The sequence below is a fragment of the Ezakiella peruensis genome (assembly GCF_900215725.1).
Taxonomy (GTDB): Bacteria; Bacillota; Clostridia; order Tissierellales; family Peptoniphilaceae; genus Ezakiella; species Ezakiella peruensis.
The window spans coordinates 271615-294977 of sequence record NZ_LT962470.1; the positions used below are offsets into that span (position 1 = coordinate 271615).

The window sequence follows — 23363 nt, forward strand, 5'->3', positions numbered from 1 at the left end:
CAAATAATTAACAAAAAATCAAACCAGCAACTTGCACTTAGGCGTCACTTGTGACATAATGAAATCGAGGTGAATTATGGGCACAAAATTAATAGGCATAATTTTAATTTTAAGCCTGGCAGGATATGCAATTAAATTTTTAAAAGCGACAATCGGCGCAGGCAAATCGAACGACGAAGGAGACGATGACGGCGGATATTATATGACCGGCAAATAAAATATTTGAGCACAAAAATAAGCCACAAATTCTCTGTGACTTATTTTTTAATGTATCTTTTTAATTCTTTATAAAAATTCTCTCTAGTCCCTATCATTACAATTAGAATAGTGGTATCCTCTTTTTGAATAACCTGATAACAAATTTCATAATTAGTTTTGTTATAAAACAAATCCAATGACCAAAGTCCTTTTAGGTCTCCTTTTTTTCTACTACCAACTGTATAATCATACATGATTTTATCTAAAGAGACCTTTATTCTATTTTTGAATTCCTTGTCATTTATTTTTTTAATAAATTTTTGACTAGCTTTTGATAGAACTAATTTAGTCATTAAAGAATTCCTCATAATCTATCATTTGTCCAGCTCTATATTCTTCCATAAGCTCAGCTTTCCACTCATCTAAAGCTGCTGGCATAGAAGATTTTATCATTCTAAACTCTTTTAGTAATCTTTCACCCTCGTAGCCATTTTTAATTAAATCCTCTAGAATCAAATCAGAAAAATCATCAAAGTTTGAGTCTATGTTTTTAGTCAAAACTATTTTATTATCTTCAACTTCTAGCTTTATAGCGTCATCTACTCTTAAACCCAAAGAATCTAAAACCATCTTTGGTAAAATTACCCCTTGCGAATTTCCCCATTTTTTAATTGTTATATTCATTTCATCACCTTCTTAATTATAGTATATACAATGTATAACTTAATGTCAATACTAACAACAAAAATTAATTTTAAATCTTTGCATCCTTGGCGAGTTTGTCGACCATCTCATTGTATTCTACGCCTGTATGGGCGTCGACCTTTACAAATACAACTTCAATTTTATCTTTTATTGTATCGAAATAATCTCTATATCTTTGAGTTAGGATGTTGTTAGCCTTCCACTCTTTGAGAGCCCAATGCCTAATACCTGTGTAGTCATAATGCAAATATATTTTCTCAAAGCCCATTTGAGTGGCCTTATCTATGGCCGCCATAGTCCCCAAAACTTCGCCCGCAACATTTCTGTAGTCCTGATAAATAGGATCATCAAATCTCTTGGAACCTTTGGTCTCTTCTTCTCCGTCTATAATTACATAACCATAAGAATAAGTTTTATCCTTGGAGTAACTGCCGTCTACATAAACAATAGCTTCTCCTTCCTCATGGGCTGAAATTATTTTATTCTTTGTGTTATTATCTATCATATAATTTTCGGCTTCTTCTTTCGTTTTAAAAGATTTATATACAGCGCCCTTATAACCGTGCACCTGAGCCTTGGCTTGATCCCACGATGTATAAATACCAGGAGTCCTGCCATTTTTTATTGCATAGTATTTCATAAAATCTCCTCCAAAATTTATTTTAACACAATTACTGTATAATTTGAAGTATTTGGGGTATATGTACCTAAAGGAGGATTTTTTATTATGATCAAAGAATTTAAGGAATTTATTGCAAAAGGCAATGTCATGGACATGGCCGTAGGTGTTATCATGGGTGGAGCCTTTGGCAAAATCGTTACATCACTTGTAAATGACTTACTAATGCCACTTATCGGCTTAATCTTGGGTGGAGTTGATTTCTCAAATCTATTTATTGCCCTTGATGGAGGCAACTACGCAAATCTTGCAGCTGCAGAAGAAGCAGGAGCAGCTCTATTTAAATACGGTGCTTTTATCCAAAACATCATCGACTTTTTGATAATTGCTTTCTGTATCTTCTTGATGGTTAAAGCATTTAACAAAAGCAAAAAAGAAGAACCAGCTCCAGCTCCAACTACAAAGGTATGCCCATTCTGCAAATGCGAAATTCCAATCGACGCTGTTAAATGTCCACATTGTACAGCTGACTTAAGCAAATAAGGGAACTTAAAGAACACAAGAAATTTCATGAAAAAATACCCATTAGTTTATTTCTATAACTAATGGGTATATGAATTTTAGGAGGTAAAATTATGTTATCAATTATTTATTACACAGAAACAGGCAATACAGAAGCTATGGCCGAAGCTATTAAAGACGGCGCAGAAGAAGCTGGCAAAGAAGTTAGATTACTAGCTGTTGACGACGCATCAGAAGCTGATGTAAAAGACGCAGACGCAGTTCTATTCGGATGCCCTGCAAAAGGCGACGAAGAAATCGAAGACCTAGAATTTAGACCTTTCCTTGAATCAGTTATGGATGATTTAAAGGATAAAAAGGTTGGAATCTTTGGTTCATACGCATGGAACGATGGCGAATGGATTGAAAACTGGCAAAAAGAAATGGAAGAAAATGGTGTTGAAATTGCAGAAGCACTAAAAGCTTTCGACTATCCAGATGCAGACGCCCTTGAAGAATGCAAGGAACTCGGCAAAAACTTCTAAGCTAATAAGTTTACAAAACTCGTTTTAATACGAGTTTTTTATTGGGAAAATTGGACCACATATTGTATTCTCTTACTGGTTTTTATATTGACATCAACAAAAAAGAGACTTAAATCAATAAGTCTCTTTTAATATGCAGTTTTCAATTATAATTAACAATATATGTCCATCTTAAATTTTAATATGGTTTAAAGCAAAGAAAACCCAGGAGCTTAAGCTCCTGGGTTTTACTAGCTAGCTATCACTAGCTCTTGTTTAATTATAACTTTTAATTATCTAACGTCAATGCTTTTGATGTAATACTTACTGTCTCTTGATCTTCTCTCAACTTCTAGTATTACTTCTTTGTCACGACCTTTCTCATCAGAATATCTGTTCTCAAATTCATACAGTGTAATCGAGGATCCCCTATCATAGAATTTTGTATTGCTATCATAGGTAAACTCTAAGTGGCTTGCATCAAAGTATTTTATATCACTGTCATCTCTGAAGTCAATATCTACATAGCTTCCTCTTGAATAAACTTTATATATTTTTCCATATACTGTAGATATATCAGTATATCTCTTATCACCCTTTGAATCCGCTTCAATGGAACTTACATAACCATCTTTCATGGTTACAGTAACCCAGTAGTCGCGTCTTAGGTCTGATATATCATAATAATAGCTTCTTCCGCTGCTTGGTTTTGAGTAGCCGTCAATCTTTACATCAACAGTATATCTACCAAGATTTAAATCAACAAGGTCTTTTCTAGAGCTGCTGCTATATTTATATGGTGATAGTGTAATTTTGCTATCACTTCTTGATGGGCTTTCATATAGATAACCTGAAACCTTACCATTTCTTACATCACCAAAAACAGTTGTAATTTCAGTTACTCTATTGTTCCTATCAAATTTTAATTTAACAGGTGCATCTTTAGCGATATACTTGTATTCATCTCCAGACCTTACTAAGTCCCTATTATCTACTGACTTGCCATTTATATAAATATAATTTGTAGCAAGTTTTGAAGATCTTCTATCCCTCTTGTTGTTTGGATAGATATCGACATAGTATTCTTTATCATATTCACTGTAACCGAATCTATAAAAGGTTCCATCTGAATAAGCGTCTCCGCGTTTTGCTTCAACCTTTGTTACCTTGTCTCCAAGTTTGGTAATTTTTACTTCGTAATTTACATCTAGGTCGGATAGATTTGCCTTTGAGCCATCTAAATAAATGTCAGCATCTCTTAAGTCTAGTTCAACTTTATTATTTAGAATTGATCCTCTTTGGTATTCAATTTCAAATCTATAAGTTGAAAAGATGGCTGAAATCTTACCTTCGATTATTTCTTCAGTCGATTTCAAAGTTGCCTTTGTAACCTTGGCAGTTTGTGTAGCGTATGTGAAAGTGCCCTTCATGCCCTTGGTAATTTTATCAAATAAAGCTGGTGAGCCATCAATCTTAAGTTCTGTTGCATAGCCAATTAAAAGTGATTGAGTCTTTGAACCCATGTTTATAAGAGCAATAACTTCATCACCATTTTCTGTAACATCTACAACAGTACCTTCAATAGTAGTGGTAGCTGGTTTTGGTGGTTCTGGTGGTGTAATTGGCTTAGCTGGATTCTTTTCAAGATAATCCATAGCAACTGTAATCATCTTTGCAATACTTGCCCTATCAATTGGATCGGTTGGCCTAAAATTGCCTGTGCCGTCCCCTTCTTTGCTCAAAACTCCAATGTCAATCAGAGCTTGGATACGTGAATGAACATCTACAGAGATTTTGCTTGTGTCCTTGTATGGTAAAGAAACTGCTTGCTTGCCATCTAATTTTAATGCATTGGCCATAAATCCTGCAACGCTAGTTCTGTCCATTGCCCTTCTTAGCTTTGGATTTGTATCCAAAAGCATCTTGCCATCAACTGCATTTTTTAAACCAGTAATTGAATAGACACCTGCATATAGGCATTTCAAAATAGCTGGTCTGGCCCAGTCAATGCCTGGGTTTCCTTGTGCTTTAACAACATTTAATAGAGCGTCAAGATCTTTACCGTAAGTTGCGTTAGCGACTTTTAGATCGGCCTCTGAAACGTTTACAAGATTTGCAAGTAAACTTGTAATTTCTGTAAAAGAAATATTTCCCTTTGGGTTGAATGTTCCGTCTCCGTAGCCCTTAATAACTCCGGCTGATGCTGCCTTGTTAACATAAGGTGCATACCATTCACTGTCTGGAACATCTTTAAATTTAGCTGCTTCAATGTTTACTGGTAAAAAAGATATGACCATCAAAGTAGCTAATACTATCGATAATAGCTTTCTCATAATTTCCTCCTTAATATACAATTATCAAAATCTAATGATTATTCGTAATTCTACTTTATATAAATATTTTACATCATTGCACTAAAAAAGGCAAGATATTCGTATTACATTTGCTTTACATTATGGGCTTTATGTTACATTTATATTAAATTTTTTGAAAATCCTTGAAAAGCTTGAACTTTACATATATTATATAAAGTAAGTGAAGGTATGTATGAAATTCAGAAAAATTTTTGCCCTAGTCTTGGTTGTTTTGATGTTTTTATTTCAAAACTCCTATGCAATAGGCAATTCAAAAGATACAAGTAAATATTTTGAAAAAGAAGCCCGAAGCCTAGAAAAAGTCGGCATTATAAAGGGGGACAATGAAAAAAATCTCCATCTGGAAGCTAATCTCAAACGCAAGGATTTGCCCATAATTATTTCCCGGCTCTACAGCGAAGAAGACAAGGCCAAGAAATCCACTTACAAGATTTCATTCAGGGATATAAAAAAAGATGACTACTTTTATTCCTATGTAGCTTGGGCTGTTGAAAAGAAACTGATTAAGGGAATTAGCGATGAAGAGTTTGGTGCCAATGAAAACGTAACCATAAAGGAAGTTGAGGTAATACTCCTCCGAATTTTGGGCTACGAAGAAGAAGCTAAGACTTGGAATTTGATTGAGCCCCTAAGCCTATCACTTGGCTTGCGTGACGGCCTAAATATTGAATCGGGCAAAAACCCAGAGCTAAATCGAGGCGAGCTTTCAAAACTTATCCTCAACGCACTTTCAATCGAGTGCAAGGGCTCAACTCTAAAATTAAAAGACATATTAAATATTGACATCTAAAAAGGACTTGCAAAGTTAAAATGGAGCAAGACCTTTTTTGTTTACATAATTTATTATTATATTTTTAGTCGGGCCCTGTAGAGGCGATCCTTGCAGCCCTGTCCAAGAGAGCGAGTGGCAACGATGCTCAATTGGTACGCAGGACTCACGCAACTTGTTGTTCAATCGTTGGACCAAAGGGAAAAACGATTGAGCACAACAATCTGAGGAGAATGGTCGCCAAGACCGATTAAAAAACCGACACGCATATGATGCCGATCTTAAAATTCTCTATTTCAAACACAGCACGAAATTTAGCAGGAAAATTTGATGAGATTTGGACGGGACAAATTTTTTGACGACGCATATTTTTAACAATAAAAAATCGACACTCATAAGATGTCGATTTTAATATTCTCAATTCTATACATTGCACGGATTTATTAAGAAAAATAGATGAATTTTTTTAGGTTGAGACTTTTTTACGACCGAGGTGTACAGATGGTACTCCGCAGGGAGAAAAAAGTCGAACACTGAAAAAATTCGCTATTTTAATAATAAATTATCCCACTTTTTTAAGCGTATAAAAATCATAATCCGTCACAACCCTATAATAACCCTTGAGCTCCTCATTTAATTCTACATCTCCGGTATCAACCAGGAGGGGTCCACCAACGGAATTTAATTTAGTCTTTGTGGCAAGTACTATTATGTTATCCTTGCCCACCCTCCTTAGAACTTCTGGTGAGAATTGTTGGTTGCCTCTGCCAAATAAATAGCCTTGGCCACCAATAACTGTAATAATAATTTTGGCCTTGTCGTATTTGTCCAGGAGTTTTAAAATTTCCTTTTCATCTATATCCTTGCCAATTTGTTCCCTATTGTAAACGGCGTCAACTCCGAGGAGGGACCCATTTAAATCCATGATATCCATAATTGGCTTTAAGGTTGAGCCAGTTCCCACCAAATACAGTGTATCCTCTTCCATAGTGTCAACTGCGTATTGACAGATGGATTCGATGTCTGATTGTTGGCCTTGAGACCTGGTGGATTTTAAAGCTTGGACAAGGGCGGTTACAAAGGGGACTTTTAAATAGCCATAAAGCTTTGTACTTAAAATTTCATTTCTAAAGGCCTCTTCGTCAATATCCATTACCTCTTGCAAGAGAAGTTCGTAGCCTTCTCCCTTTAAAAATCTCTCAATAACCAAGGCTGCAGATTCAGGTTTATTGGCAAAGACTGCCGAGTGCATCTTGGTCCCTGCTGGTATGCCAAGGGCCGGTATTTTGTCACCAATAGCATCGTAAATATTTCTTGCAGTCCCGTCGCCTCCAGCAAAAACTAATAGGTCAACGCCCTCATCCATAATTTCCTTGGCGATCCTAATGGTGTCATCAGCCGAAGTTTTGTCTCTTAAGCTTCCCACTTCCCTGTGGTCTATGCCGAGCTCTTTTAATATGTCTCCGCCCATTACTCCTGGTGCTGAAATTATTTCTGGCAATTTATTATCTCTTTTTAATATTTCAAAAACTGTTTTTGCCCTCTCGTTGGCCCTAGGCTTTGCCCCGCGTTCCAGGGCCAGCTCTACGATTTTGTCACCATCGCTGCCCTTTAAACCTGCGCTGCCACCAATTCCAGCCAAGGGATTTACAATTAATCCTATTTTCATTTTAATCTCCTTTTTTAACTTTAAAATCTATATATTTAACAGAACCGTCCTTGATTGTCATCATCACCTTGCCCTTTAGCTTTGTTCCTAAAAGTGGGGTGTTTTTTGATTTGGAAAAAGAATTTGAATAGCAATACTCGTAATCAGGGTCGATTAAAACCAAGTTTGCCCTCTGTCCTGCTTCTAACTTTGAAGATTTATTGTAAAGTTTACGAGGATTTGTGCTCAAAATCTTAATCAAATCCGTCATCTCAAAGCCAGATTCATCTACCAATTTCATATTGAGCATGGAAAAAGCAATCTCTAGTGAAGTCACTCCAGATTTTGATTTATACTTGCCCAGTTCTTTGTCAGCTTCTGTGTGTGGAGCGTGGTCAGTGCCAATCATGTCAATAGTTCCATCTCTAAGGCCTTCAATAAGTGCCAACCTGTCCGCCTCTTCACGAATAGGAGGATTGACCTTTAAAAGTGTTCCGTGTTTTTCCACATCTTCCTTGTTAAAGAAAATATGGTTTGGATTGACTTCAGTCGTAATATACAAGCCTTCTTTTTTAGCCTGCCTGATTAGTTCTACCCCTTCTTTTGAAGACAGATGTTGTACATGTAGATGTCCTCCAATCTCTCTTAATAAATCTATATCTCTTTTTATAATAGAAATCTCAGCTTCTCTTGGAGCCGTATCATCATAGCCCGGATGACTAATATAAGTTGGATCTTCTTCATGCAAGCTAATAATAAAATCGTGATTTTTGCTTGCCTCTAGAGCTTTACGCATAAAATCTACATCAGCCAGAGGGAAACCGTCGTCAGTAAAACCGATTACACCCATTTCCTTTAGGGCTTCAAAATCAACCAGATCTTTGCCCTTCATCCCCTTGGAAACATTAGCAGAAATATAGACATTTACTGGCAAATTTTTAACTTTCTCCATTGCCTCGGCCACCATTTCCTTAGAATCAATCGGCGGCACAGTGTTTGCCATTGCAACAAGGTCTGTAAAGCCGCCGCAAAGGGCAGCCATAGATCCGCTTTCAAAAGTTTCTTTTCTCTCCTCGCCAAAGTCTCTCAAGTGAGTGTGAGGGTCAAAAAAACTTGGGGCTAAAATCAGTCCATCAGCATCAAATATATTTTCATCTTTAACATCTAAATCCTTGGCCATGGCCTTGATGGTCTTTCCACAAATTTGTATATCTAAAACTTCATCAAGCCCTTGCAAGGGATCAATTACACGAGCATTTTTAATTAGCATTGCAAAACCTCCTATAGGACATATACCCATAGTGGATTATTTTTAAAATTATGTTATAATAACAAGTGGAGGTATCTTATGACAAAAAACGCATGGTTAAAATTAAATGAAACAGAAAGAAAAGAAGTTCACAGCTTTTGTGACGGCTACATTGATTTTTTAAATGTTGCAAGAACAGAAAGACTTGCCAACATCGAAATCATTCGTCAAGCAGAAGCCAAGGGCTTTAAAAACATTGAAGAAGTTGACAGCTTAAAGGCTGGCGACAAGGTTTATGTAGACCAAAAGGGCAAGGCTGTATTAATGTTTGTTATCGGTAAAGAGCAAATCGAAAACGGCCTGCACATAGTTGGATCACATATCGACAGCCCACGCTTAGACCTTAAGGCTAACCCACTTTATGAAGATTCAGACGGAATGGCAAAATTAAAAACTCACTATTATGGTGGAGTTAAAAAATACCAATACGGCACAATTCCTCTAGCAATTCACGGCGTCCTCTTTAATAAAGACGGCGACAGAATCGAAATCAACATTGGGGACGATGACAAGGATCCAGTTTTCTGTGTATCAGACCTTCTAATCCACCTATCCAAGGACCAAATGGCAAAGACAGCCAGAGAAGCTCTGACAGGTGAGCAAATGAATGTCATCATAGGCAACATTCCTGTTGAAGGCAAAGACGAAAAAGAAGCTGTTAAAGCAAATATTTTAAAATTAATCAAAGAAAAATACAATTTTGAAGAAGAAGATTTCAAAGTTGCAGAACTCGAAGTTGTACCAGCTGGCAAGGCTAGAGAAATGGGACTCGACCGCTCAATGATCCTTGGCTATGGCCACGACGACAGAATCTGTGCCTACACTTCCCTTCAAGCAATTCTAGAAGTTGAAAACCCAACCAAGACTGCCCTTTGCATCTTCGCCGACAAAGAAGAAATCGGCTCAATGGGCAACGCAGGTATGGCTTCATATATGTTTGAAAATGCAGTTGCAGAAGTTGTTGCAAGACTTGGCGACTACTGTGAGCTCAAGGTTAGACGTGCACTTAAAAATTCAAAAGTTTTATCTTCAGACGTAAGCGTTGCTTATGACGGAGACTTTGCAGAAACTTGTGAAAAAATGAACACAGCCTTCCTTGGAGGCGGTATCGCCCTTGTAAAATACACAGGATCAGGCGGAAAAGGCGGCTCAAATGACGCCAACGCAGAATTCCTCCAAGAAGTCAGAACAATCTTCAACGAAGGAAATATCGTATGGCAAACAGGCGAACTTGGCAAAGTTGACCAAGGCGGCGGCGGAACAATTGCCCTCTTGTTATCAAAATACGGCGCAGAAGTTGTAGACTGCGGACCAGGACTACTAAGCATGCACGCCCCACACGAAGTAGCCAGCAAGGTAGACACCTACATGTGCTACAAAGCCTACAAGGTATTTATGGATAGATAAAAATTTAAAAATAAAATTAAAATAGCTATAAGCGTCAAGCTTATAGCTATTTTTTATTTGCGTTCATTTTTACTAGAGTCTCAGCAAAATAAATTCCCCTTTATAATATTTTCCAAACAAAAAGACGGTGCAAAATTAACCTCACCGTCTAAATTTATTTTGTCTTTAATTCAATTATTACCAGCTCAGGTCGATTAAAAATCCTGGGCACGCGAGTGGACTCTCTGGCGAGTCCCCGACTGACGATCATCTGACTGTGGTCAAAATTATACGAGCCTCCAGCGTAAGATGGCAGCCAACCTTCATCAGGGGCGAAGACTCCGTTTAAGATATATGGAATCCTCCACTGGCCTCCATGGGCGTGGCCGCACAGAATTAGATCGAAATTATATTTTAAATACTCATCCACAAAGGCCGGTCTATGGGCAAGCAAAATCGTAAAGAGCTCATCGTCTTTATTGGCGCCAAGATCCTCCAACTGGTCATAGAAATCTTTCTCCTTGTCTGTAAATCTTCTCACATCAGGGTCATCGACACCAGACAAAGAAATTGATCGACCATTAATATTAATAGACATGGTCTTCCCATCCAAAACTTCTATATCATTCTCTCTTAGCCAATCCAGCATCCCATCTACCCGTCTAGACCAGTATTCGTGGTTGCCAGTTACATAATAAGTCGGATATTTATTTGAAATTGCCTGCAAAAATATCTTTGTATTATCATAGGGAATCTTGTCATCAAAAATATCCCCACCCAAAAGCATTATATCCGGCTCTGCCTTATTCACAGCATTTATCAAAGTCTTTTGACCTTCCCCATACTTGCAGGAATGCAAGTCCGTCACCAGAGCAAGCCTAATAGGCGAATGAATCTTGTCCGACTCAATCGTATAATGGCGAGTCTTTAAACGTACATCAAAAGCCGCAAACAAAAACACTATTAATACAATCAATCCCGCCAGTCGTAAATATTTTTTCTTGTTATTTTTCTTCATCAAATCTCCAAATGTATTTTTTACTCAACTTTACGACTATTTCCTCTTCATCTTACCTATGCATTCCACGCCACTTGTACCCTTGAACATATCGATTACATAAATTTCTTCGACCTTGAAGTGGTCTTTAAGGATTTTTAGGTCTCTAGTAAAGGTCCCCAGGTCACAGCTCATATAGACGAGTTCTTTTTTGCAGGATTTATTGATGCCTGCAATTACATCCTTGTGGAGGCCGGACCTTGGTGGGTCGATAATTATTGTGTCATATTCTTTTTTGTTTGCCCGCATATAATCGGCTGTATCTTTGCAAATAAATTTGGTATTTTTTATTTCATTTAGCTTGGCGTTGTCCTTGGCATGGTTGATGGCAGATGAATTTATTTCAACACCCGTTAAAGACTTAGCGTTTTTGCCCACGTAAAGGGAAATAAAGCCAACTCCACAGTACAAATCTAGGACTTCTCCTCTTGCCTGGTCGCCGATTATTTTTAAAGCGCGGGCTGCTCCTGACTTGGAGTTTTGAAAAAATCCATCTATGTCATGGGCGTATTTGATGCCTTCAATTTCTAATATAGGCAAGGTTCCCCTGTGGCCATTGATATCTTCAACCCCATCTATTTTCTCTCCAAAATACTCGCCGTCAGTCGCCAAAAATAATCCATTGTCCGCCTGCCTTAGGCTAACATAGGTCGCGTTTTTTAAAAATTTTGGCAGAGTTTCTATAAAGTCTTTGTGGCCAAACAATATTTCTAGGTCTGGCAGGTAAATATCGTTGGTCCCTCTGGAATGCAAACCGATTTTGTCTCCGTCAACATGGAGGCGGATTTTATTTAGCTTGTAATCATCGCTAGCCACAGCTTTTACATCTATGTCTAGACCAACTTTTCTCTTGATATTAAAATCCACCATATTCTTTTTTAATTCTAGCTGATAGTCTTCGTCAAGAGGATAAAGGGGATAAGCTGAGCCCAGTGGATTTTTAGTAAATTTTCTCCTATCAGAATACTGGATAAATTTTTTTACCTCAGCCTCGTCATAATTTTTCTTTTCATTAACTAAAAAATACTCCACCAAATCTCCTGGTAGAGCATCTTTTACAAAAACTGTTTTACCGTCTCTAATTACACCCCTGCCATCGGTTGAGATATCTACAATTTGTCCGCGCATTAAAAATGCCCCAATCTATAAACTGTATTTTCCATTAGCGATAGGTCGACAACTCTAAAGTCATCGTGGACACTCTCTGGCCAGTTAGGTGTTGCTTCGTTGTTTTGAAATTTTTTCATAGTTTGAATGGCCCCTTCAATTATCATCAGGCTATCCGAATCAAGCTTTGAGCCCTCTTCAAGCATAACTGACTTGTAGGGAGTTTCATTTGGCTTAACCGAACCGCTAAGTGGATGGGTTAAAAGCTTGTAGCCCTTGTGAACCATGTCTCTAATGGTTGTCAGGACCTCCATATAAGTTTTGTTATCATCAATATAAACAAGATTAAAATCATTTTCAAATTTGTCACGCACATAAGGGTTGTTGGTGACAATTATATTTTTACTTTTCATAAATCCTCCTTAAATTTTATCTGCAAGATCTATAATTTTTTTAAGTCTATGGTTGATACCCGACTTTGTCAGCCTACCGCCCATAAGTATAGAAAGTTCGTTCAAACTGGCATCAGGATTGGCCAGTCTCAAAAGCCCGACATCATACAAATTTTTATCCAGGTCTTCAAAGGCTCCCATTTCTTGGAGCTTCTCTATTGCCTCGATTTGCTTTAAGCCTGCGGCTATAGTTTTGGTCATGTTGGCCGATTCACAATTTACCCGACGATTCACATCATTTCTGGTAGCATTTAAAATCAGGCTGTCTTCAAATACCAAAGTACTTTGCACAGCTCCCATTAAAGTCAGCATATCCGAAATGGCATTTCTCTCTTTTATATAAAGAATTATATTGTTTCGTCTCAAGGTGAAACCACATTTTATACCCAGGCTCTCTATGAGCTCTTGGCCCAACTCTGCCTCATTTAAATATTTAAATTCAATTTCCAAGTGGTAGCTCTTATCTGGATCACTGACCGAACCATTGGCAATAAAAGCCCCCCTTACAAAGGCCCTTTTTAATTGATTGTCTGATTTTTTTATAAAATCTCCAAGCTTAAAGATTGAGTCAATATAAACATGGTTTTTTCTTGGTCCTCCAATCTTTATTTTAAAATCATCTGGCGAAGAAAAATTTTTTATACGATTCAAATACTCCTCGTCACATTTGCCCTCGATAGATTTTTGGGCCATGGCATTTTTGCTAGCCAAATAACCCATTAGCTCGCACAGGTCCTCGTCGCTTCTATTAGACTCATAAGTAAATAATTCATTTTTAACAATCTGTGTAAAGTTAGCCATTTTTCTCTAAAGTTTTAAAAGCCTTTCTAACAATATACCTTTCGTTTTCATAAGCCAAGAGCTTTTTGGCCTCATCCATTGAAATAAATTCCGTATGGACAAAGCCCTCTTTCCTTTGAGGTTTGGCATCAAAGCTGGTCGCCTCCATCAAATACCATTTGACCTTTTTGGGATAGGACTTGCCCTTGCCAACATTCATCTTGTAATAGACCGTATCTATATACTTGATAATCCTTGCATCAATGTTGGTCTCCTCTTTTACTTCTCGCAAAGCAGTCGTTTCCCAGGACTCGCCTTCCTCTACTCTACCCTTTGGCAGGCAATAGTAGCCGTTTTTCTTTTGTAAAATCAAGAGTTCATTATTTTTATTAATAACAACTCCTCCGCAAGAAATAACCATGACACTCCCTAAAATAACATAAATAATTTATACAACAAATTCGCAGCAATACCTGCGCAAATTCCTCCAATAGTGTGAGACATAATCGCCTTACCTGTAAGTTCTTTAGCTCCCAGTGAATCCATCATTGCAACGTGGGTTGATAAATATCCACTCCAACACATGCAAATTGCGGTGAAAACTGCTATTTCATTAGCAGTAATTGAACCGGATTCAATAAGGCCTGGCACAAGTCCCATAGCAGCACCAGCGCTTCCAAGAGCAGTAATAGGCACAGCAATACTGGATGGATTTTGGAAACCAAAGAGCGGATTCAAAATAAAGGATAGTTTTTCTCCCAACCATGGCAAAAATGCCACGCCTTCATTAGCCGCCCCAGTATAACCTTCTGGTCCAGGACCGTTTGTAAGCAGGAGTACCAATGAACAGATAACTACAACGCCTGGAATAATAGTTAGACCCATGTCTACACCATTTTTCCCTCCTTCTAAGAGAGAATTAATGGCCCTGCCTCCAACGCTGCCCTCTCTAACTACTCTTAGTTTCCTATTTTCAAGTTCTTTGAAGTCCAAGGATGAATCTTCAGTTCCATAATAGGCTTTAGTAAAACGCATCATAATGCGAACACTCACAATGGAGCCAATAATTGCACCCAAATTTCCAACCAAAGCCGCCTTGATAGAGCCATCAATCTTGAGCCCCATCATGGTCGATGTAATTATTAAACCCATACCAAAGGAAGTTCCTATATTTGTAAGGGCTGGTAGCTGGTAATTTTTAAAATATCTGACAAAGTTTTGGTCTTTGGCCAAAGACAATATTGCAGGATTGTCTGACATGTAGCAAGTAAGTACACCAAGACTGGCGGCTCCAGGCAAATCATAAAGTGGGCCCATCAATTTGGATAAGAGTTTATCAATAAGAGCGATTACCCCAAACTCTCCCAGTATCCCTGACAAGGCGCCTGCTATAACTGCAACGCCCATAATGTAAAAACATACGTCCATAATCATAGCATAAGACGATTGCATAATGGTGTTTATCATATTGATTACACCCATCTTGTGACCAATTAAACCAAATATAGTTGTAAAAATAACTATAAAAATAATAACTTCCCTGCCCACAGCAGGAACTAATTTATGTTTCTCATCCATAACTTCACCTCATGACATTATTTTATCATTAATATTAAAATAAGTAAACAATCAAATAAAAAAGAACCCTGCATCCGCAAAGTTCTCTTGGTTAAAATCTTTTATTTTTTTAAAGCCATCCATCTATAAAATACTTTTGCAATATATTTTAAAAAGCCTCCAGCCGCTCATTTACAAAAAATTTTAGCATTTTGTTTTTAAAAATTTCCAGCCATTCATTTGCAAAAAATATTAGCATTCTATTTTTAAAGATAATCGACCGGTCATCTGTAAATTTTTTTTAAGATAAATAATAATTTATAGCCTCATTTATATTTTTAAATTCTACAATCTTTGCATTCTTGGCCTTGATCTTGGCAGATGTTTTTGGAATTGCAATTTCGCTAAAGCCAAGTCTGTCCGCCTCGTTAATTTTTGTCTGTAAGCCTTCGGTCTTTCTAACCTCGCCTGTCAAAGATATGTCACCAATAAAGACCACGTCTTTTTTAATTGGCCTGTTGTAATAGCTGGATGCCAGACTCATTATAATGGCAAAGTTTATACCAGGATCAAAGGTTTTTAGTCCTCCGACCGCTTTTAAAACCACATTCATATCAAAAAGTTTTAGCTTCATCTTGTCTTCCAAAATCGAAATCATAATATTTAATGAATCTTTTTTGATAGAATCCGTTATCCGCGACGGATATGGAGTGAAAGTTTTATTCATAAGGCTTTCAACTTCCATTACAATGGCCCTGGTACCTTCTTTAATAACGCCTAGGCTCGATCCCTTAACTGGCTCTTCACGTGTAGTCATAAAGTATTCGCTTGGATTATCTATGGACTTCATGCCCGTTTCTTCCATATAGAAAAATCCTATTTCCCCTGTTGACCCGTAACGATTTTTGGTCGCCATCAAAGTCCTAAGTGGATCTCCAGCCTCACCCTCTATATATAAAACTGTATCCACCAAGTGCTCGATGCTCCGTAAGCCTTGGAGCTCATCGGCCTTATTCATCTGCCCAACCAAGAAAACCATCTTGGGTTTTTCTGTATTCTTGGCAAGCTCAACACACTTGTAAGCGCATTCCAAACTTTGAGTTGGACTGCCTGCCCGACTTGGCAGATATTCGTCCAAAACAAATGTCTGTATAGAGTCAACAATTAGAGCGTCCACATCTAGGTCTTCGGCCTTGGCCACAACAGCGTCCAAAGAATTGGTAGCCATTATATACAAGTCCTCGCCAATATTTTCTATAACGCGTTCAGCGCGTTTTTTAATTTGGCTGCCCGACTCTTCGCCACTGGCGTACAAAACTTTGTAACCCTCTTCAACCAAAGCATTGGAAAGTTGCAGAAGCAGAGTGGATTTACCGGCACCAGGTCTAGCTGTAACAATAGTCACGGAGTCCCTAACGATGCCGCCGCCCATTACCCTGTCCAGCTCCTTGATATTAGAGATCACGCGATCACTATTAACACTTTCAATTTCTTTTAGCTTTTGAACAGTGGCCTGGTGGGTGGTAGATTTTTCGTGAACGGGCTGGCTATTACCAACTTCCACCAAAGATCCCCAAGACCCACACTCAGGGCACTTGCCTAAATATCCTGCGGACTCATAGCCGCAGTTCTCACACTTGTACAGATTGTTTCTCTTCATCCTTTATCCTTTTTATTTTAACTTGGCCATCCTCATAATCTACAAGGACTTTATCGCCTTCCATAACATCGCCTTCGATTATTTTTTCGCTCAAATTATCTTCAAGTGCAGTTGTAAGGGCCCGTTTAAGTGGTCTTACACCAAAGACATCTGAGTAGCCGATTTCAGCAATATGGTCGACAAATGCATCACTTACATCCACCTTGTATTTGTCGCTAACACGAGATTTGATATCTTCGATTTCCAAACGGGCAATTTTTTTAACATTGTCCTTTGAAATCCTATCAAAGACAACTATCTCATCAATTCTATTTAAAAATTCTGGCCTAAAGGTATCTTTTAAAGCCTTGTTAACCTTGCCCTTGATGGATTCAAATTCAGAAGATGACCCTTCCATAAAGCCGATTGAATTTTGTTTTTCAAGTTGGCTGGTGCCTGCATTTGAAGTCATAATTATAACTGTGTTTTTAAAGTTAACTTCCTTACCCTTGCTGTCTGAAAGCCTACCTTCTTCTAAAATTTGCAAGAGGGCGTTAAATACATCTGGGTGAGCCTTTTCAATTTCGTCAAACAAAATAACTTGATAAGGCTTTCTCCTAACATTTTCTGTTAATTGTCCGCCTTCTTCAAAGCCTACATAGCCCGGAGGCGATCCAATTAGCTTGGAAACCGAATGCCTTTCCATATATTCACTCATATCTATAACTGTCATGGCGTTTTCGTCACCAAAGAGTTCGTATGAAACCCTCTTTGCCAAATAAGTTTTACCAACTCCAGTTGGTCCAACAAAAAGCATGGACGCTATTGGACGGTTAGGATTTTTAAGTCCTGCCTTAGACCGTTTTATGGCCTTATCTATTACATCAATTGCTGGATCTTGGCCAATGACTTTTGCCTTTAGATTGTCTTTAAAGGTCCTGAGCTTTTCCAATTCAGTTGAAGTCATATCGCTTACAGGAACCTTTGACCACCTACTTACAATGGTTTCAATCATTGGTGTGTCCACTATATTTTTTGTATTTTCAACTGGCCTTGGACTGTCACCAATCCGCGCCTCGATTATTTTTTCTTCGTCTCTTAGCTTAGCGGCCTTGATAAAATCTTCATCGCCTATAGCCTTCATCTTTTCATCTTGGATCCTCAAGAGATTTTCCTTTAGGATGTCCATATCATCCTTGACCTTGACCTTAGTTCTAGCCTTACTCATGGCCTCGTCCATTACGTCGATGGCCTTGTCTGGCAAAAATCTTTCGCTAAGATATCTCTTGGACAAGGTTACAGATTTTACAAGGGCTTCATCGGTAATTTTTACATTGTGATAGCGTTCAAAATCTTCCTTAATTCCGCGAAGAATTTCAATTGACTCCTCAACGCTTGGCTCTTCAACAACAATTGTTTGCAGCCTGCGCTCAAGGGCTGAATCCTTTTCTATATATTTTTTGTATTCGTCAAAAGTGGTTGCACCTATAATTTGAATATCGCCACGAGCCAAATATGGCTTTAAAATATTTGACGCATCCAAAGAGCCTTCGCTGCCACCAGCGCCTACAATATTGTGAATTTCATCTATAAATAAAATCATGGACTTGTCCTTGGAGGCGCGTTCCAAAAGCTTCTTGATCCTGCTTTCAAAATCGCCTCTGTACTTGGTCCCTGCAACCAGTGAAGTCATATCCACCATGTAGATATTTTTGTCAGATAGATAATAAGGTACTTCACCCTTCTCTATGCGTTCAGCCAGCCCATAAACTATTGCCGTCTTACCAACGCCAGGCTCACCGATTAAAGTTGGATTGTTCTTGGTCCTACGAGATAGAATTTGAATCATCCGTTCGATTTCATCTTCCCTACCAATAACCGGGTCAATCTTGCCCGCCTTGTATCTGTCGTTTAAATTTATCGTATACTCTTCTATTGATTCATCATCCGAAAAATCTTCGTCATCTTCAGAAACAATGGACCTGATAAAGGCATTTTCATCAAAGCCCAAAGTATCAAGGACCATCTCCGTCATATCGTATTTGTCACTTATAGCACAAATGGCAAGGACTTCTGGACTTACATCGTCCAAGGCAAAATATTCTGCCCTTTTCTTGGCTTCAAACATCAAAATATTTCTGGCCCCTTGGGCATAGCCCTCCGGCTTGGTGTAGTCTCCTTGGCCCACCAAGTCATAGAGAGCCTGCCTAAAACGCCTGTAGGTCATCCCGTATTGGGCAAAGGCCTGCTTAACCTCTGAATTATATTTTAAAAGTGCAAGCACAATGTGCTCACTACCCAGGTTTTTTGCCCCCAGGCTCTCCGCTTCCTCGTGGGCAAGCTGGATTATACTTTTGGCATCTTGATCAAAATTTGTTAAATCAAACACTGTCTCACCTTCTTATAATAGTTCAAAAATCTTTTTGTAATAGTATTTTTCTAATTCTTCATTCATAATGCCCTTGGACTTTAAGTGCTCAGGCTGAGTGTTTACAAGGAGAGTATTAATTGTCTCTGCTTCAATTCTCTCGCCAATAGCTTCTTTGTAAATGGTTATGTCATCTACAACCCTCAAGAAGTCTACAAAGCTCACTGCCTCCATAGACTTGTATTTATCAATCCTATCTTTAATATAGGAAATAAATTCTTCATCTCCGGCTAGGTCTTCCCTTTCTGCAGCCTCCATAATGCAAAGTTCTTCTGCAATATTTTTCATAAAATTTAATTCTTTTTCAATATTGCCCTTAGAAATCATCCTCAAGACAAAAAATGCAGATGGCCTTGAACCACTGTTAAATGGGAGAAGCATGGCTCCTGGCATCTTCATTATTTTCTTTATTAGAGTCAAAATCCTGTTCTTGTTCATCATAGCCGGCAGGTGCAAGAGGACATCAAAAACCAAACCATTGCCACAAAGTGGAGTGGTTGCTGTCAGATATCCAAAGTTCCTGTCCTTTTGAAAGGTAAAATTATTTGATAAATCTCTTTCAATAGGCTTTAGCTTCTGATAAGCAGCATCCCAGGAACCTGCCTTGGCGCTCATCAGAATGTGGTCGACATCATTTATAATAATAAAAATATTTTCTTCTTCATTATAGAGAATCGACGGATCGGTTTCGTCTGTAATATTCATGGACAAGAGGTTCATCTCTTGGATAAAATTAATTTCATCCTGCATATTCCTATAAGAAGGAATATATTTTAGGGGAACTTCCACAGCTCCTGCAGCGCTTATAATCTTGTCCCTAAGGTCAGACCGTTCGTTCCAATTCATCTTCTCTACATATTTATAACCCGACACATTGCGAATCAGGTCTATATTGTAACCGCTAATAATCATTCTATATTCTCCATCATGGCCTTAATCTCTTGGGCCCTCTCATAGTCTTCAGTTCTAATCGCTATATCCAATTCCTTCCTCAAGTCATCCATATAAGATTTTTTTGAATTTTCCCTGGTGGTTGGCATTAGATTTTTGATCTTCAACAAGTTTTCAATTTCATTTTTAAAGCAGGAATAGCAAACTTCACAGCCAGCCATTTGCGTAATCTTTAATTCGCTCAGCTTGGTCCCACAATTTGGGCAAGTGATTTCGTTAATATCCTTCTCTTCCATGGAATTTTCCAATTCCTTGATCAGGTTCATAATCTGATTGTTAAAAATAACCTTGACATCAATATTGGAATCGTCACCTATATTAAACATTTCCTTTAACTCTTCAAGAGGAAGCTTTTTAAAATCATCGTATTCAAAATTATTAAAAGAAAAAAAATTATTCATCTTCACTCTCCTTCGCAAGCACCAGCAAGATATTTTTTAAAATCGAAGCCCGCAGCCTATTTTTCTCGCCCGGTCTAACATCCAAGCTCCTGTCGCTTAAGCTGCTAGCTATAAGAGCGGATTCTCTTTTCGTAATAATGCCCGAATCAAAAAGCGAATCCAAAATCAAGTCCACCTCGCTGGCCGTAACTGAATCACCAATTGTATCCACAAGCATGGATTCAAAATCACTTGTAGTCGTTAAATTTATCTTTTCAATTGATATATATCCGCCGCCGCCACGTCTACTTTCAATATAGTAGCCCATTTGCGGCTGAAATCTAGTCTCTAAAACATAATTAATTTGAGATGGCGAGCACTTAAATGAATCTGCCAGAGCATTTCTCCTGACCTCAACGTATCCGCCGCTCTCCTCAAGCATCTCTTTTAAAAATTCTTCTATAATATCGGTAAGCCTTGCCAATTAAATCACTCCTTTGACTTTGACTTTCTTTAACTATTAATACCCAGAGAAATTTTTGTTTAAACAAGGGCCTCTTGCTAAATATAATTTGCAATTTACAAGTCTTTTGGTCTTAAAAAATAAATTTTAATTTGCAATTTTTTTCAAAAGTAAAATACAAATCAGAGCAAAATCAAATCGCAAAAAAATTTCAAATGTAATTTCAAATTAAAATAAATTGCAAATCGCAAAAAAATTTCAAAAATGATTTCAAAGAAAATCAAAATTAAAAATCACAGACAAGTTTCATTACAAAAATCCTTCTTCGAGGCAAGATAATTTTACCAATAAAAAAGCCACCCTTGCGGGTGGCAAAATAAATTTCAATCTTATTTGTTTTCAAATTGGCTTGTAGCTAATTTAACTCCAGGTCCCATTGTTGAGCAAACTGTGAGTGATCTAAGGTACTTACCTTTTGCAGCAGCTGGTTTAGCCTTTACGATAGCTTCCATAATTGCATCTAAGTTTTCCTTAAGTTTTTCTTCACCAAAGCTCTTCTTACCAATAACGGTGTGGATGATGTTTGCCTTATCAAGTCTGTATTCAACTTTACCAGCCTTAACTTCGTTAACAGCCTTTGCAACATCCATTGTAACTGTACCACTCTTTGGGTTTGGCATTAAACCCTTAGGTCCTAGAACCTTACCAAGCCTACCTACAAGACCCATCATATCTGGTGTTGTGATAAGTGTATCGAAATCAAACCAGTTTTCATTTTGGATTTTTTCAATCATATCTTCAGCGCCAACAAAATCTGCTCCAGCTTCTTGAGCTTCTTTTTCCTTGTCGCCCTTTGCAATTACAAGTACGCGAACTTCTTGTCCTGTTCCGTGTGGCAGAACGATAGCACCACGAACTTGTTGGTCAGCGTGTCTGCCGTCAACACCAAGTCTTGCGTGTAATTCAATTGTTTCGTCAAATTTTGCTGTTGAACCCTTTAATACATTTTGTAGAGCTTCATTTGCATCATAAAGCTCAAATCTATCAAATTGCTTAACAGCTTCTTGATATTTTTTTCCTCTTCTCATTATATTAACCCCCTACTATTGTTCTACTTCTACGCCCATGCTTCTTGCAGTACCTGCAACAAGTCTCATAGCTGATTCGATTGATGCAGCATTTAAGTCTGGCATCTTGATTTCAGCGATTTCTTTTAATTGAGCCTTTGTTAGCTTACCAACTTTTTTCTTGTTTGGTTCACCTGATGCAGATTCAAGTTTAAGAGCCTTCTTAATTAGAACTGCTGCTGGTGGGGTCTTTGTAATAAATGTGAATGATCTGTCTTGGTAAACAGTGAGCACAACAGGGATAATTAAACCTGCTTGGTCAGCTGTCTTTGCGTTAAATTCCTTTGTAAATTGCACAATGTTAACACCGTGAGGTCCAAGAGCTGTACCTACTGGTGGTGCAGGAGTTGCCTTACCTGCTGGGATTTGCAATTTAACTAATGCTAAAACTTTCTTAGCCATAATTTCCTCCTTAGTATATTGTGGTCCGATAGGAGAGTATCTGCCACACTTTCAAATTAATTAGATTTTTTCAACTTGGTCATAGTCAATATCAACAATATTTGCTTGACCGAACATGTCTACTAATACTTTTAATATTCTCTCTTCTTTTTTAACTTCTTTAACTTCGACTACCTTATCCTTAAAAGGACCAGTCATAACTAAAACTCTGTCTCCAATTTCAACATCGACCGGCTTTTTAGGAATTTCATCAGTCATACCTAAACTCTTGAGCTCGCGATCAGTCAAAGGAACCGGGTCACCCGAAGGTCCAACAAAGCCGGTAACTCCTCTAGTGTTACGCACTAAAAACCAGCTCTCGGTGTCATTTATCATATTGACAAGCACGTAGCCTGGGAAAGACTTTCTGGTCTTTAATTTGCCAGGATTGTTTTTGTCTTGATAAGATTCCATCGGAACTATTACCTCAAAAATATTATCCTTATAACCTCTGCTTGCAACCATTTGTTCGATAGTCGCCTTAACTTTGTTTTCGTGACCGCTATATGTGTGAACCACATACCATTTAGCGTCTTTTCTTCTCTCTTCGTTATTGCCTAACAACTCAGTCATCCTACTTTAAAATCAAACTGTAGACGTAACCAATTCCAAGGTCAAGTAGATAAACTAAGATACTAAACAAAACGCTAAATACAAGCACTGTAACAGTATAGTTAAAGAGTTCTTTTTTTGTAGGCCATACAACTTTTTTAGTTTCAAGGCGAACGCCTCTTAAATAAGTTGATAACTTGCCCTTCTTGTTTGCATTTTCGTTTGCCATTTTAAAATTCCTTTCTACTTGGTTTCCTTGTGAACGGTGTGCTTTTGACAGAACTTGCAGTATTTCTTGAGCTCAACTCTATCTGTTGTGTGAGTCTTGTTCTTGGAAGTTCTGTAATTTCTTTGTTTGCATTCAGTGCATTCCAAAGTAATCATGTCTCTCATCT

General features: G+C 37.9%; 27 protein-coding genes. 5 read left to right on the forward strand and 22 right to left on the reverse strand.

Features of this window, described 5'->3' with window-relative positions:
- Nucleotides 1–76 precede the first annotated feature (76 nt).
- Nucleotides 77–217 (forward strand): hypothetical protein, encoded by a 141-nt coding sequence (locus CUU59_RS08170; protein WP_169922880.1) that lies wholly within the window; start codon nucleotides 77–79, stop codon nucleotides 215–217.
- 40 nt (nucleotides 218–257) lie between these two features.
- Here CUU59_RS08170 and CUU59_RS06225 read toward each other — a convergent pair whose 3' ends face one another.
- The 3 genes from CUU59_RS06225 to CUU59_RS06235 form a co-directional block, all read right to left on the reverse strand.
- A complete protein-coding gene (locus CUU59_RS06225) occupies nucleotides 258–551 on the reverse strand; it encodes a type II toxin-antitoxin system RelE/ParE family toxin (RefSeq protein ID WP_099951108.1) in 294 nt (97 codons plus the stop codon).
- The gene (locus CUU59_RS06230) at nucleotides 544–882 is read right to left on the reverse strand and encodes an AbrB/MazE/SpoVT family DNA-binding domain-containing protein (RefSeq protein WP_099951109.1); all 339 of its coding nucleotides are present in this window, start codon (nucleotides 880–882) and stop codon (nucleotides 544–546) included. The genes CUU59_RS06225 and CUU59_RS06230 overlap by 8 nt, the downstream gene beginning before the upstream one ends.
- Nucleotides 883–952: 70 nt before the next feature.
- Nucleotides 953–1543 (reverse strand): ribonuclease H1 domain-containing protein, encoded by a 591-nt coding sequence (locus tag CUU59_RS06235; RefSeq protein ID WP_099951110.1) that lies wholly within the window; start codon nucleotides 1541–1543, stop codon nucleotides 953–955.
- An 87-nt stretch (nucleotides 1544–1630) separates the two neighbouring features.
- On the opposite strand from CUU59_RS06235, the gene mscL reads away from it, so the two are divergent.
- A complete protein-coding gene (gene mscL, locus CUU59_RS06240) occupies nucleotides 1631–2065 on the forward strand; it encodes a large conductance mechanosensitive channel protein MscL (protein ID WP_099951111.1) in 435 nt (144 codons plus the stop codon).
- 92 nt (nucleotides 2066–2157) lie between these two features.
- Nucleotides 2158–2568: a flavodoxin gene (locus CUU59_RS06245; protein ID WP_099951112.1), complete on the forward strand. Its 411-nt coding sequence runs from the start codon at nucleotides 2158–2160 to the stop codon at nucleotides 2566–2568.
- Nucleotides 2569–2840: 272 nt separating this feature from the next.
- Here the strand turns inward: CUU59_RS06245 and CUU59_RS06250 are convergent, their stop codons facing one another.
- Nucleotides 2841–4880: an S-layer homology domain-containing protein gene (locus CUU59_RS06250; protein WP_099951113.1), complete on the reverse strand. Its 2040-nt coding sequence runs from the start codon at nucleotides 4878–4880 to the stop codon at nucleotides 2841–2843.
- Between the two features lie 214 nt (nucleotides 4881–5094).
- Here CUU59_RS06250 and CUU59_RS06255 point away from each other — a divergent pair, with 214 nt between their 5' ends.
- Nucleotides 5095–5712 carry an S-layer homology domain-containing protein gene (locus CUU59_RS06255; protein ID WP_099951114.1) on the forward strand — a complete coding sequence of 206 codons (618 nt, stop codon included), beginning with the start codon at nucleotides 5095–5097 and terminating at the stop codon, nucleotides 5710–5712.
- Between the two features lie 541 nt (nucleotides 5713–6253).
- Here CUU59_RS06255 and CUU59_RS06260 read toward each other — a convergent pair.
- Both CUU59_RS06260 and CUU59_RS06265 read right to left on the reverse strand, forming a co-directional pair.
- Nucleotides 6254–7360 carry an ATP-NAD kinase family protein gene (locus CUU59_RS06260; protein ID WP_099951115.1) on the reverse strand — a complete coding sequence of 369 codons (1107 nt, stop codon included), beginning with the start codon at nucleotides 7358–7360 and terminating at the stop codon, nucleotides 6254–6256.
- Nucleotide 7361: 1 nt separating this feature from the next.
- The gene (locus tag CUU59_RS06265; protein WP_169922881.1) at nucleotides 7362–8609 is read right to left on the reverse strand and encodes a dihydroorotase; all 1248 of its coding nucleotides are present in this window, start codon (nucleotides 8607–8609) and stop codon (nucleotides 7362–7364) included.
- Nucleotides 8610–8687: 78 nt separating this feature from the next.
- On the opposite strand from CUU59_RS06265, the gene CUU59_RS06270 reads away from it, so the two are divergent.
- The gene (locus tag CUU59_RS06270) at nucleotides 8688–10055 is read left to right on the forward strand and encodes an aminopeptidase (protein ID WP_099951117.1); all 1368 of its coding nucleotides are present in this window, start codon (nucleotides 8688–8690) and stop codon (nucleotides 10053–10055) included.
- Nucleotides 10056–10209: 154 nt separating this feature from the next.
- Here CUU59_RS06270 and CUU59_RS06275 read toward each other — a convergent pair whose 3' ends face one another.
- The 16 genes from CUU59_RS06275 to rpmG all read right to left on the reverse strand — a co-directional run bounded on the left by CUU59_RS06275 (nucleotide 10210) and on the right by rpmG (nucleotide 23361).
- Nucleotides 10210–11052 (reverse strand): metallophosphoesterase, encoded by an 843-nt coding sequence (locus CUU59_RS06275; protein ID WP_099951118.1) that lies wholly within the window; start codon nucleotides 11050–11052, stop codon nucleotides 10210–10212.
- A 36-nt stretch (nucleotides 11053–11088) separates the two neighbouring features.
- Nucleotides 11089–12219 carry a class I SAM-dependent RNA methyltransferase gene (locus CUU59_RS06280; protein ID WP_099951119.1) on the reverse strand — a complete coding sequence of 377 codons (1131 nt, stop codon included), beginning with the start codon at nucleotides 12217–12219 and terminating at the stop codon, nucleotides 11089–11091.
- Entirely contained in the window at nucleotides 12219–12611 is a 393-nt protein-coding gene (locus CUU59_RS06285; protein WP_099951120.1) for a GrdX family protein, read from the reverse strand. Before CUU59_RS06285 ends, CUU59_RS06280 begins: the two co-directional genes overlap by 1 nt.
- Nucleotides 12612–12620: 9 nt before the next feature.
- On the reverse strand, nucleotides 12621–13451 hold the full coding sequence (gene whiA / locus CUU59_RS06290; RefSeq protein WP_099951121.1) for a DNA-binding protein WhiA: 831 nt from the start codon (nucleotides 13449–13451) through the stop codon (nucleotides 12621–12623).
- On the reverse strand, nucleotides 13444–13851 hold the full coding sequence (locus CUU59_RS06295) for an NUDIX hydrolase (protein WP_075574770.1): 408 nt from the start codon (nucleotides 13849–13851) through the stop codon (nucleotides 13444–13446). The genes whiA and CUU59_RS06295 overlap by 8 nt, the downstream gene beginning before the upstream one ends.
- An 8-nt stretch (nucleotides 13852–13859) precedes the next feature.
- On the reverse strand, nucleotides 13860–15008 hold the full coding sequence (locus CUU59_RS06300; RefSeq protein ID WP_099951122.1) for a CD0519/CD1768 family membrane protein: 1149 nt from the start codon (nucleotides 15006–15008) through the stop codon (nucleotides 13860–13862).
- A 280-nt stretch (nucleotides 15009–15288) separates the two neighbouring features.
- Complete coding sequence (locus tag CUU59_RS06305) at nucleotides 15289–16647, reverse strand: DNA repair protein RadA (protein ID WP_099951123.1); 1359 nt, start codon at nucleotides 16645–16647, stop codon at nucleotides 15289–15291.
- Nucleotides 16619–19015, reverse strand: a complete 2397-nt coding sequence (locus tag CUU59_RS06310) for an ATP-dependent Clp protease ATP-binding subunit (protein ID WP_099951124.1) — start codon at nucleotides 19013–19015, stop codon at nucleotides 16619–16621. The genes CUU59_RS06305 and CUU59_RS06310 overlap by 29 nt, the downstream gene beginning before the upstream one ends.
- 12 nt (nucleotides 19016–19027) lie before the next feature.
- The gene (locus CUU59_RS06315) at nucleotides 19028–19966 is read right to left on the reverse strand and encodes a hypothetical protein (RefSeq protein ID WP_099951125.1); all 939 of its coding nucleotides are present in this window, start codon (nucleotides 19964–19966) and stop codon (nucleotides 19028–19030) included.
- Nucleotides 19963–20406, reverse strand: coding sequence for a UvrB/UvrC motif-containing protein (locus CUU59_RS06320; RefSeq protein ID WP_099951126.1), 444 nt, complete (start codon nucleotides 20404–20406; stop codon nucleotides 19963–19965). The genes CUU59_RS06315 and CUU59_RS06320 overlap by 4 nt, the downstream gene beginning before the upstream one ends.
- Complete coding sequence (locus tag CUU59_RS06325) at nucleotides 20399–20869, reverse strand: CtsR family transcriptional regulator (protein WP_099951127.1); 471 nt, start codon at nucleotides 20867–20869, stop codon at nucleotides 20399–20401. The genes CUU59_RS06320 and CUU59_RS06325 overlap by 8 nt, the downstream gene beginning before the upstream one ends.
- 368 nt (nucleotides 20870–21237) lie before the next feature.
- On the reverse strand, nucleotides 21238–21936 hold the full coding sequence (gene rplA, locus CUU59_RS06330; RefSeq protein ID WP_099951128.1) for a 50S ribosomal protein L1: 699 nt from the start codon (nucleotides 21934–21936) through the stop codon (nucleotides 21238–21240).
- 15 nt (nucleotides 21937–21951) lie between these two features.
- Nucleotides 21952–22377: a 50S ribosomal protein L11 gene (gene rplK / locus CUU59_RS06335; protein ID WP_075574763.1), complete on the reverse strand. Its 426-nt coding sequence runs from the start codon at nucleotides 22375–22377 to the stop codon at nucleotides 21952–21954.
- A gap of 60 nt (nucleotides 22378–22437) precedes the next feature.
- Nucleotides 22438–22989 (reverse strand): transcription termination/antitermination protein NusG, encoded by a 552-nt coding sequence (gene nusG / locus CUU59_RS06340; RefSeq protein WP_075574762.1) that lies wholly within the window; start codon nucleotides 22987–22989, stop codon nucleotides 22438–22440.
- 1 nt (nucleotide 22990) lies between these two features.
- Complete coding sequence (gene secE / locus CUU59_RS06345) at nucleotides 22991–23197, reverse strand: preprotein translocase subunit SecE (protein WP_075574761.1); 207 nt, start codon at nucleotides 23195–23197, stop codon at nucleotides 22991–22993.
- Nucleotides 23198–23211: 14 nt separating this feature from the next.
- The gene (gene rpmG / locus CUU59_RS06350) at nucleotides 23212–23361 is read right to left on the reverse strand and encodes a 50S ribosomal protein L33 (RefSeq protein WP_075574760.1); all 150 of its coding nucleotides are present in this window, start codon (nucleotides 23359–23361) and stop codon (nucleotides 23212–23214) included.
- Between the last annotated feature and the right edge of the window lie 2 nt (nucleotides 23362–23363).